11 protein-coding genes are annotated in these 9944 nt (G+C 74.8%); 5 read left to right on the top strand and 6 right to left on the bottom strand.

The features are described 5' to 3' along the window. The 4 genes from PYV61_RS14025 to PYV61_RS14010 all read left to right on the top strand — a co-directional run. Nucleotides 1-2054, top strand: a 2054-nt coding sequence (locus tag PYV61_RS14025) for a M1 family metallopeptidase (protein WP_275832552.1), incomplete at its 5' end; no start/stop codon positions are given. Between the two features lie 41 nt (nucleotides 2055-2095). After that, nucleotides 2096-2911: a fatty acid desaturase gene (locus tag PYV61_RS14020; protein ID WP_275832551.1), complete on the top strand. Its 816-nt coding sequence runs from the start codon at nucleotides 2096-2098 to the stop codon at nucleotides 2909-2911. Nucleotides 2912-3067: 156 nt separating this feature from the next. After that, complete coding sequence (locus tag PYV61_RS14015; protein WP_275832550.1) at nucleotides 3068-3343, top strand: oxidative damage protection protein; 276 nt, start codon at nucleotides 3068-3070, stop codon at nucleotides 3341-3343. Nucleotides 3344-3456: 113 nt separating this feature from the next. Continuing rightward, nucleotides 3457-4176, top strand: a complete 720-nt coding sequence (locus PYV61_RS14010) for a hypothetical protein (protein ID WP_275832549.1) — start codon at nucleotides 3457-3459, stop codon at nucleotides 4174-4176. Nucleotides 4177-4226: 50 nt separating this feature from the next. Here the strand turns inward: PYV61_RS14010 and PYV61_RS14005 are convergent, their stop codons facing one another. From PYV61_RS14005 to PYV61_RS13990, 4 genes are all read right to left on the bottom strand, one after another. Beyond that, complete coding sequence (locus tag PYV61_RS14005; RefSeq protein ID WP_275832548.1) at nucleotides 4227-4496, bottom strand: hypothetical protein; 270 nt, start codon at nucleotides 4494-4496, stop codon at nucleotides 4227-4229. A 180-nt stretch (nucleotides 4497-4676) separates the two neighbouring features. Further along, a complete protein-coding gene (locus tag PYV61_RS14000; protein WP_275832547.1) occupies nucleotides 4677-5576 on the bottom strand; it encodes a hypothetical protein in 900 nt (299 codons plus the stop codon). Nucleotides 5577-5676: 100 nt separating this feature from the next. Further along, a complete protein-coding gene (locus PYV61_RS13995) occupies nucleotides 5677-5892 on the bottom strand; it encodes a cold shock domain-containing protein (RefSeq protein WP_275832546.1) in 216 nt (71 codons plus the stop codon). Nucleotides 5893-6212: 320 nt separating this feature from the next. Further along, the gene (locus tag PYV61_RS13990; protein WP_275832545.1) at nucleotides 6213-6422 is read right to left on the bottom strand and encodes a hypothetical protein; all 210 of its coding nucleotides are present in this window, start codon (nucleotides 6420-6422) and stop codon (nucleotides 6213-6215) included. 106 nt (nucleotides 6423-6528) lie between these two features. On the opposite strand from PYV61_RS13990, the gene PYV61_RS13985 reads away from it, so the two are divergent. Next, nucleotides 6529-7410 carry a hypothetical protein gene (locus PYV61_RS13985; protein ID WP_275832543.1) on the top strand — a complete coding sequence of 294 codons (882 nt, stop codon included), beginning with the start codon at nucleotides 6529-6531 and terminating at the stop codon, nucleotides 7408-7410. Here the strand turns inward: PYV61_RS13985 and PYV61_RS13980 are convergent. Together PYV61_RS13980 and PYV61_RS13975 are read right to left on the bottom strand one after the other, a co-directional pair. After that, nucleotides 7404-9299: a hypothetical protein gene (locus tag PYV61_RS13980; protein WP_275832542.1), complete on the bottom strand. Its 1896-nt coding sequence runs from the start codon at nucleotides 9297-9299 to the stop codon at nucleotides 7404-7406. The two genes, PYV61_RS13985 and PYV61_RS13980, sit on opposite strands and share 7 nt — an antisense overlap. Nucleotides 9300-9396: 97 nt before the next feature. Continuing rightward, on the bottom strand, nucleotides 9397-9944 hold a 548-nt coding region (locus tag PYV61_RS13975), incomplete at its 5' end, for a ShlB/FhaC/HecB family hemolysin secretion/activation protein (RefSeq protein WP_275832541.1).

Raw genomic sequence — 9944 nt, 5'->3', positions numbered from 1 at the left:
ACGCCTGGGCGCTGACCGCGGCCGCGCTGGCGCTCGCCGCCGGCGCCGCGCGCCAGCCGCAGGCGCAGGTCATGACCCCGGTGCGCCTCGACGCGTCCACGGTGCTCGGCGCCGCGCCGGCGCCGGCCGACGCCCCGCTCGCCCCCTTCGCGCCGCTCGACCGCCCCGAGTGGGCGGGGCCCAACGCGCAGCGCGGCGCCAACGGCGCCCCCGGGCCCGCGTACTGGCAGCAGCGCGCCGACTACCAGATCGCCGCCGCCCTCGACACCGCGCGCGGCGGCACGGTGAGCGGCACCGTGCGCATCACCTACACCAACAACTCGCCCGACTCGCTGCGCTTCGTCTGGCTGCAGCTCGACCAGAACCTGTACCGCGCCAGCTCGCTCGGCTCCGCGCTGTTCGCCGCCGACTCGCGCTGGGGCGTGCGCGGCTTCCAGGGCGGCATCGACCTCGCCGACGTCGCCGTCGACGGGCGCGCGACGACGCCCAAGGTGGACGACACGCGCGCGCGCCTCGACCTCGCGCAGCCCATCGCGCCGCGCGGCGGGCGCGCGACGATCACGATGCGCTTCCGCTTCGCGGTGCCCGAGCACGGCTCCGACCGCATGGGGCGCGACGGCACGCACTTCGAGATCGCGCAGTGGTACCCGCGCATGGCCGTGTACGACGACGTGCGCGGGTGGAACACCGACCCGTACCTCGGGCAGGGCGAGTTCTACCTCGAGTACGGCGACATCGACTACGCCGTCACCGTCCCCGCGGGCTACGTCGTCGCCGGCAGCGGCACGCTGCAGAACGCGGGCGAGGTGCTGAGCGCCGCGCAGCGCGACCGCCTCGCGCGCGCCCGCGCCGCCACCGCCACGCCGGGGACCAACGACGGCGTCGTGCAGGTGGTGACCGCCGCCGAGGCGGAGGCCGGCGCGCGCACGCCCGTCGCCGGCACGAAGACGTGGCGCTTCCGCGCCGAGAGCGTGCGCGACGCCGCGTGGGCCGCCGCCCCCGACCTGCGCTGGGACGCCACGAGCTGGAGCGGCGTGCTGTGCCAGGCCTACTACCCGTGGCCGCGCGCGGGGCGCGCGTGGGAGAGCGGCGCCGAGCAGACCTGCTGGAGCATCCGCACGTACTCGCAGCTGTTCTTCCCGTACCCGTACCCGCAGGCGACGAGCGTCGCGGGTCCGGTGGGCGGGATGGAGTACCCGATGCTCGTGATGGTGCACTACGGCAGCGCCGACCCGGCGTCGATCTTCGAGACGCTCGACCACGAGCAGGGGCACGAGTGGTTCCCGATGGTCGTCGGCACCAACGAGCGCCGCTACGCGTGGCAGGACGAGGGGTTCAACACGTACATCAATGCGTTCTCCGGCGAGCGCCGCTACCCCGGCACGACGGCGTGGCCCGACCTCAAGGCCGACTGGGAGCGCGCGCGCGCCGGGAACGTCGACGCGCCGCTGATGACGCGCCCCGACCACCTCGACGCCGCCGCGCTCGGCCCGCTCGCGTACCGCAAGCCGGCGGCGGTGCTGCTCGCGCTGCGCAACCACGTGGTGGGCGCCGAGGCGTTCGACCGCGCGCTGCGCGAGTACGCGCGGCGGTGGGCCTTCAGGCATCCGACGCCGGGGGACTTCTTCCGCACCGTGGAGGACGTGACCGGCGACGACCTCGCGTGGTTCTGGCGCGCGTTCTGGTACGGCACCGAGGTGCTCGACCTCGCGCTTGAGGGCGTCGAGACGACCGAGAAGGACGGCGCGCGCGTGGCGACGCTGACGGTGCGCCGCACCACCGGCGTGCCCTTCCCGATCGCGGTGCGGCTGAAGACGGCCGACGGGCAGACGCGCGACGTGCGCGTGCCGGTCGACGTGTGGGCGCGCGCGCGCGGCGACCGCGTGACGGTGACGATCCCGGTCGACGCCGCGGTGACGGGGGCGCGGCTCTGGCCCGACCCGTCGGCGCCCGACTGGGAGCCGGCGAACGACGCGTGGGGCGACGCGCCCGCCGCCGACCGGCCGGGCCCGGTGACCACGGGCGCCGCTGGCCGCGCGGTCAGCCGCCGCTAGATTTCGCGCCCGTTCGCGTCTCTCTCCTCGAAGGTGCCAAAATGCTCGAGTTCGGAAGCTGGGCGTCCCACTGGTGGAAGCCGGTGCTGTTCGTGGTCATCGCCGGCCACATCACCAACGTGTGCGTCACCCTCTTCCTCCACCGCGCCCAGACCCACCGCGGGGTCAAGTTCCACCCGCTGGTCGAGGTCCCGATGCGCGTCTGGCTCTGGCTGACGACCGCCACCCGGACGAAGGAGTGGGTGGCCTGCCACCGGAAGCACCACGCCTTCGCCGACCGCGAGGGCGACCCCCACAGCCCCCTCCTCGAGGGGCTGCGCAACATCATGCTGAAGGGGGCGCTCTACTACCGCGACGCGGTGCGGCAGCCCGGGATCCTGGAGAAGTACGGGAAGGGGACGCCCAACGACTGGCTCGAGCGGCACCTGCTCGACAAGCGCTCGTCGCTCGGGATCGTCCTGCTGCTGGCGATCGACATCTGGCTGTTCGGCTTCTTCGTCGGCCCGCTGGTCTGGGGCGTCCAGATGATCTGGATCCCGTTCTGGGCGGCCGGGGTGCTCAACGGCGTCGGTCACGCCCTCGGCTACCGGAACTACGAGGTCAAGGACGAGAGCCGGAACATCACCCCGATCGCCATCTGGCTCGGCGGCGAGGAGCTCCACAACAACCACCACGCCGACCCCCACTCCGCGAAGTTCGCCCACCGGCGCTTCGAGCTGGACATCGGGTGGGTCTACATCCGGCTGATGGCGCTCTTCGGGCTGGCCAAGATCAAGTACGCCCACGGCGTGTCCGGCTTCGACCGCGACCGGGGCGAGGACCCGACGGCGAAGGTGGTGCAGAACGCGGCGGCCTGATCCTTCAGAGATCCTGCGACCTGCGACCTGCGACCATCTGCCGTTCGGTCGCAGGTCGCAGGTCGCAGGGCATTCGGGGGTAGCCGGGGGCGTTAGCTTTCGGATGTCGACCACCCCCGGCCGGCGCGCCCGAACCCCGCCCGACGAATGCCAGACGTGACCTGCTCCCGCTGCGGCCAGACCCGCGCCGGCTTCGAGCGCCCGCCCATCGGCGTCGGCGGCGCGACCGGCGAGCGCATCGTGCGGGAGATCTGCCAGGACTGCTGGGGCCAGTGGCTGAAGCAGCAGACGATGCTGATCAACCACTACGGCCTGAACCTGATGGACCCGCAGGCCCGGACGTTCCTCTCCAAGAACCGCGACGCCTACCTCTTCAAGGCGGGCTCCGGGGAGGAGGTGGACACCACCAAGCAGGGCACCATCAACTGGTGAGACCGAGGCCCGCGCCCAGGCGCGGGCCTCGTTGCTTGCACACACGTGCCGGGCGCGCGCACCCCCTGCGCGCGCCCTTGACTTTGGTATCATCGGGCGAATAATTGCGCTCCATGAGCCCACTCCTCGCCTCCCCCAGACAGCGCGCCGCGACCCGGCGGAGCGCCTCGCCGCGCACGGCGGGTTACTCCGTGGACGTGGTGCTCCTGACCGTCCTCGACGGGCAGCTGGCGGCGGCGCTGGTGCGCGCCGAGGGGCGCCCGGGGGAGCGGCTCCGCGAGCGCTGGACCCTTCCCTGGGAGCCCGGGGCGGCCGACGAGGCGCTGGCCGACGCCGCCGAGCGGGTCTCGCGGGACGTGATGGGGGTGGGGCCGCACTACCTGGAGCAGGTCGGGGCGTTCGGCGACGGCAAGCGCCACCCCGGCACGGCCCCGCTGTCGGTGGCCTTCGTCGCCCTGGTCCCGGCCGGCGCCGTGATGCCGGCGGACACGGGCGGGGACTTCTTCCCGGTCAACGACCTCCCGGCGCTGGCCCCCCGCCAGCGGGCGATGATCGACGCCGCGGTCGCCCACGTGCAGCAGCGGGTCGGGCACGCCCCGGTGGCGTTCCGCCTCCTGCCGACGACCTTCACGCTGAGCGAGCTGCAGGAGCTCTACGAGCTGCTGCTCGACCGGCGGCTCCACAAGGCGAGCTTCCGCCGGTCGCTCCAGGCCGCGCGCATCGTCGAGCCGACCGACGAGTGGCGCTCCGAGGGGCGCGGCCGCCCCGCCCAGCTGTTCCGCTACGCGCCGCGCCGCCGGCGCAGCGCCCCCCGCGGGATCCGGTTCGAGTAACCGATCAACCGCCTGTCAGAAGGGCCCGGCTCCTCGAGCCGGGCCCTCTCTCATTGCCGGTCGATCTGCCAGCGTCGGAGCGCGGCCGCCAGCTGCACGTTGTCGGCGGCGATCCCGCGCAGCTGGTCCACCGCCGCCGCCGGGTCCCCGTGGTGCGCCTCGGCGATCACCGGGGGCGGGTGGCCGGCGCGCCGGCCGGTGTCGGCCCGACGCTCCACCAGCAGGCGCGCGTGGTGGTCCCCCTCGTGGGAGTCGCAGTCGATCGCGACGTAACCGCCGCCGGGGAGGTGGCGGGTGTAGACGAGGGGGCGAGGCGACATCGGCGGCGGGACGCGGGGTGGGGCGAAGGGGCAGCGCACAGATGACTGCGCCTTCATACGCTCCAGCCTACCGACGCGCGTGTCGGATGGAGGCAACGCGTTCCGGCCGTGTTCGTCACGCCGTCGCGTGACGGGCCTCACGGATGACGCGGCTTCGCCCCCGGCCCGGGGGCTCGGGCGTCAGGCAGGCCGCGAGGCCGGGCGCCAGGCGCCGGGCGGGGCGGCGTGCGCCCAGGCCGCGTCCCAGCTCCGGCGGAGCGCGGCCAGCCGCCGGCGCGCCTCGGGGAGCGGGACGCGGACGGGGGGACGGCCCGGGACCAGGTCGTCCCAGGCGAGCGGCGCCGAGATGGCGGCGTCCGGCCTGGCGCGGGCGCAGAAGGCGGCCGCCAGCGTCTTGCCGCGGGCGTTCTGCAGGTGGTCGAGGTAGACCGTCCCCGGCGGCCGGTCATCCTTCGACCGCGCGACGGTCGCCATCTCCGGTCGCTCGGCGGCCACGGTCTCTGCGACCTCCTCGGCGAGCGCCGCGGCCCCGTCGTACGACGTGCCCGGGTCGAGGGGCACCATGAGGTGCAGGCCGCGCGATCCCGACGTCTTCAGGACAGCATCATACCCGCGCAGCGCCAGTTGCTCGCGCATCAGCAGGGCGAGGTTCGCCAGCGCGCCCGTGGGCGCGTCGGGGGCCGGGTCGAGGTCGAGGACCGCGTAGTCGGGGACGTCGTGGTCATCGACGCGCGAGTGCCAGGCGTCGACCCCGACCGCACCCAGCTGGACCGCGTGGAGGAGCGACCCGAGGGAGCCGACGAGGCGGCGGGCGGGGGTGCCGTCGGCCATCGGCAGGGTCGCGACGTCGGCCGCGTCGGGGGCGTCGGGCCCCGGGTCGTGCTGGTGGAAGGACGGGCCGCCGACCCCGGCCGGGTGGCGGGTCAGGACGAGCGCGCGTCCGGCCAGCGCCGGGACGACCGCGTCGGCCGTCGCGACGTAGTGCGCGAGCAGGGCGCCCTTGGTGATCCCGAGGGCGGGCCACACCGGCCGGTCGAGGTGCGAGACCGGGAGGGTGCGGCCGTCGGGGAAACGCAGCACGCCGTCACCGCCCGTGCGCTCCGCCCGGCGGAGCTGCGCGAGGAGTGACGGCGTGTCGCGCCGGGCCGGCACGGGCGTCGCCGCCGGGCCGGGCGGGCGGTCAGCCCTCGCCGGGCTTGCTGACGTTGGCGGCCTGGGGCCCCTTCTGCCCCTGGACGATCTCGAACTCGACCTGATCCCCCTCCTGCAGCGACTTGAAGCCCTGCGACTGGATGGCGCTGAAGTGGACGAAGACGTCGGGACCACCCTCACGCGCGATGAACCCGAAGCCCTTCGCGTCGTTGAACCACTTCACGGTGCCGGTGAGACGAGCCATGGAACACGTTCCTCTTGCCCAGACGCGGGCCAAACGGTGGAGCAGGGCCCGCCCGCGACGCCGCGGCCGCTGGCCGGGGCCCCCATCGGACGGGTTGGGGACGTCGATGATGGGACCGAGGGCAAGAGCTGTGCAAGCTCAGCCGACTTGCGGAGGGGAGCCCTTCGTGACGCGGCGCACCGGGTACGGCCGGGGTGAAACCCTGGTGGGTGGCGGGGTAGAAACAGATGGACCCGGGAACGACGACGGCCCCGGGACGCGGGGGCGTCCGGGGCCGTTCGCAGGGACCGATGTACCGCGTCCCCGATCGTCTGTTCCGCTCAGGCCGCGCCGGCGATGTACCGGGCGAAGCGGCCGCAGGTGGTGCAGCGGAGGGTGACGTGGGCGCGTGGCGGCGGGGGGACGTAGCCTGGATCCCGCTCGATCGAGCCCGAGCACGACGGGCAGCTCAACGGAGAGCCTGTCCGGTCGCTCGTGATGAGGTGGAGCGCCTGGGCCGGGTTGTACGTGTTCGGGCGTGGCTTCCTCATGTCCCCTCCTGATGGGTACTGCCTCCGCCCGGTCCGAGCGAGCGGAGATGGGCATTGAAACGCTAACCCACTAACTCAGCGAATCACAGTGGCGCTCGCCGAGAATATGTCGCGATTCGGTTCGATCCTCCGCGGGTCGGCCCTGCTGCTCGCGCTCGTGGGGTGCGGTCCCATCGCCCGCATCCCCCAGCGGCCCGTCCCGGTGCCCGGCGCGGCCGACGGGCGCATGATGATCCCGTCGGCGCTGCCGATCACTGCCCTTACGGACGGGGCCCGCATTCCGCTGACGGGGGACGAGCTGCCGGGTCCGGCGGACTCCGCGCAGGCGGCGCTGGCGCGCGCGCTGGCCCCGGTGCTCTACCTGCACGAGGACGAGCCCTTCCCGCTGTCGCGGGTCGTCGCCGTGGTGCACCCGGAGAAGCGCGTGATCGCGTATCACCTGCTGTGGCAGGACGATGCGTACGGCGCGTGGATCCCCGGCACGAAGCCGACCGACGAGGAGATCGTGTGGGTGGGCTACGACCGGAGCGGCGCGCCGACCGACCTGTGGACCTACTGGCACGGGGCGCTGCTGCACACGCCGTGGGCGCAGCGGCAGGTCGAGGTCGACGTGCAGTGGGGGAAGCACGGCTCGCTGCCGCGCGGCGTGGTGGAGGAGACGCTGCCGCGCGGGAAGTCGCTCAAGTCGTTCTACCGCCTCACCTACGCGCTCCCCGACCTGTGGCTGGGGAACCTCACGCGGAAGGGGCCGTGGTGCTTCTGCCAGAGCTACGGCAGCTACCGGAAGTTCACCGAGCCCGTGCTGAGCGCCGACCGGCTGGACGCCGTGGTCGTCGGGCACGACCCGCGCGGCGCGCTGGCGCGGGTGTTCGGGACGCCGTACTCGGACAAGCCGTGGTGGCCGTGGATCATGCAGGCGGGCGCGTTCCCCGCCGAGGTCGAGACGAAGGTGGCGACGACCGCCGCGGCGGCCGACGGCGGTCACTGAGCGGCGGTCGGCCCTCGCAGCCAGACGGCGCGTAACCGCCGCTGACGCTCGGTGACGGTTGGCAGGTCGGCCAGCCGCACGCGCAGCGTCTGGTAGTCGCCGAGTCGCACCGTCGCCCGCACCGGCTGGCCGGCGCGGAGCGCCTCCACCACCACCGTGTCGCCGACGCGCACGCCGGCCAGCGCCGCCGTCCACGCCGCGGGGCCATCGACCGGGCGGCCGCGCACCGACACGACCTCGTCGCCGCCGCGCAGCCCGGCGCGGTACCAGGCGGTGTGCGGTCCCTGGACCGACAGCTTGGGCCGCGTCCCCGCCGCGCCGCCGGCGCTCCCGATGCCGGCGAAGGTCCCCACCGACGCGCGCAGGTCCGGCAGGGGGCGCCCCGCCGAGTCGGCGGCGGTGACGCGGGTGGTGTCGAGGCGCCACCCCGCGAGGCCGAGCCAGCGGTCCCAGTCGATCGGGCGGGCGTCGCGCACGTGCGCGGCGAAGAACGGCGCGAGGTCGCAGTCGCAGGCCGCCGAGGCGGCGCGCTCGACGTCGGGGGCGGTGAAGCCGGTCGCGCCGGCGAAGCGGTCGTAGAGGGCGCGGAAGACGTCGTCCATCCCGCGCCGCCCGCCGGTCGCGTCGCGGAGGCGCAGCTCCAGCAGCTCGCCGAGCAGCGCGCCCTGCAGGTAGTACGAGATGGCGTACCCCTCGTTCACCGCCGGGACGTCCCACGCCGTGCGGCTGGAGCGCTCGGGGGAGACGCGCGTCGCCGCCGGGTTGTTGAGCCACGACGCGACGCTCGACGCCAGCCCGGCCACCGCGGCCGCCGAGTCCTGGAGCCCGCTCCGCCGCAGCACCTCCTCGGCGAAGTAGTCGGTGACCCCCTCGCTCCACCACAGGTTGGGCGTGCGGACCTCGCGCAGGTAGTCGAACGGGCCGAGCTCGCGCGGGCGCAGCCGCTTGACGTTCCAGGTGTGGAAGAACTCGTGCGCGGTCACGCTCGCCGCCGACGCCGGGTCGCGGGCGAGCGACGCCGCGCGCGCGCCGATGGTGGTCGAGTTCAGGTGCTCGAGCCCCCCGCCGGCGCCGTCGACGAACAGGAACGCGTACTCGCGGTAGGGCAGCTCCCCCGCGATCGCGCGCGCGGTGCGGACGATCGTGTCGGCGACGGCCGCGAAGCGCGCGCTGTCGAACGCGGCCGCGCCGGGCTGCGCCCAGTGGGCGACGGCGTGCGGCACGTCGTCGACGCGGAAGCGCCAGACGCGCAGCGCGTCGGCGGGGCCGGCGAGCGTCGGCGCGTCGATCAGCACGTCGTAGCTCGACGCGTAGAAGGTCCACGGGTCGCCGGTGGGCGCGAGCCCGGTGACGAGGCGCCACGACACGGGGACCTCGAAGCGCACGTGCGCGGGGAGGCGCTCGAGCCCCGGGAGGAAGGCGAACGTCAGCGGCCCGTCGAACAGCCCGCCGCGCGCCGTGAGGAAGTTGCGGTTGTTGGGCGACGCCGCGGCGGCCGGCGTCGGGAAGGCGACGTGCCAGCGCGCGACGAGCGTCTCGCCGGCCGGCTCGGGGGCGAGCAGCCACGTCCCGTCGGTGGCGATCGAGAGCGTCACGGGCTTCCCGTCGCGCGTGACGGCGACGCCCTGCGCGTAGCCGCCGAAGTTCGCGATGCGGTAGGCGCCGGGCGCCCAGCGCGGGAAGGCGAGGCGGGTGACCGCGGGCGCGTGGCGCACGGTCATCGCGACCTCGTACGACTGCGGGCGCGTGGTGTCGACGCGCACGACGTACGACACGACGGGGTCGCGGCGCGCGCGGCGGACCTCGAAGGCGTCGGCGTAGCTCGCGTTGGGGACCTGGGCGGCGGCGGTCGTGGCCGCGAGGAGCAGCGCGGGGGCGAGGAGTCGCATGACGGGCAAGCTAGCGACCTGCGACCTGCGACCTGCGACCTGCGACCTGCGACCTGTCGCTCTTGCTAGCGCAGGTCGCAGGGATTCTTCGCTGCGCTCAGAATCGCACCACCGCGTACGAATCCCACTTCCACCGCCCGCCGCGCTCCAGCGGCCGCGCGGCGTCGAAGCGGAACAGCCCGTTGTAGAACGCCACCCCGGCGCCCGCGCTGCGCAGCGTGCCCCCGGCGCCGGCGTCGCCCGCGTCGGCGAAGACCACGGGGTGCAGGTAGGGCGGGCGCTCCCACCGCAGCTCGCCGCGGCCGAGCCAGAAGGCGTCGCCGCGGCGCGTGCCGGCGACGTAGCCGCGCACCGTCTGCCACCCGCCGAGCGCCCACCACCGCTGGGGCGGGGGCTCGCCCGCGCTCTCGCCCGCGGCGGCGAGGGCGGCGAAGCGCAGCCCGCCGGGGAGGCGGCGCTCCACGGTCAGGTCGAGCGCGGCGCGCAGGTACGCCACCGTCCCCGCGGCCGCCTCGGCGCGCGCCTCGGCGGCCAGGCGCCACGGCGAGGCGTCGTCGCCGCGCAGGGCGCGCCAGCGCGCGGCCGCGCCGCCGAGCGAGACGGCGCGCGCGGGGATGGTGTCGACGACGTTCGAGTCGAAGGCCG

The organism is Roseisolibacter sp. H3M3-2 (assembly GCF_029211165.1).
GTDB lineage: Bacteria > Gemmatimonadota > Gemmatimonadetes > Gemmatimonadales > Gemmatimonadaceae > Roseisolibacter.
This window is presented reverse-complemented; position numbering and strand designations above follow the sequence as displayed.

What these genes read in the sequence shown, in the direction of transcription:
- PYV61_RS14020 (WP_275832551.1), top strand. Translation starts at nt 2,096, where the DNA reads ATGCTCGAGTTCGGAAGCTGGGCGTCCCACTGGTGGAAGCCGGTGCTG.
- PYV61_RS14010 (WP_275832549.1), top strand. Translation starts at nt 3,457, where the DNA reads ATGAGCCCACTCCTCGCCTCCCCCAGACAGCGCGCCGCGACCCGGCGG.
- PYV61_RS14005 (WP_275832548.1), bottom strand. Translation starts at nt 4,496, where the DNA reads ATGTCGCCTCGCCCCCTCGTCTACACCCGCCACCTCCCCGGCGGCGGT.
- PYV61_RS13995 (WP_275832546.1), bottom strand. Translation starts at nt 5,892, where the DNA reads ATGGCTCGTCTCACCGGCACCGTGAAGTGGTTCAACGACGCGAAGGGC.
- PYV61_RS13990 (WP_275832545.1), bottom strand. Translation starts at nt 6,422, where the DNA reads ATGAGGAAGCCACGCCCGAACACGTACAACCCGGCCCAGGCGCTCCAC.
- PYV61_RS13985 (WP_275832543.1), top strand. Translation starts at nt 6,529, where the DNA reads ATGTCGCGATTCGGTTCGATCCTCCGCGGGTCGGCCCTGCTGCTCGCG.
- PYV61_RS13980 (WP_275832542.1), bottom strand. Translation starts at nt 9,299, where the DNA reads ATGCGACTCCTCGCCCCCGCGCTGCTCCTCGCGGCCACGACCGCCGCC.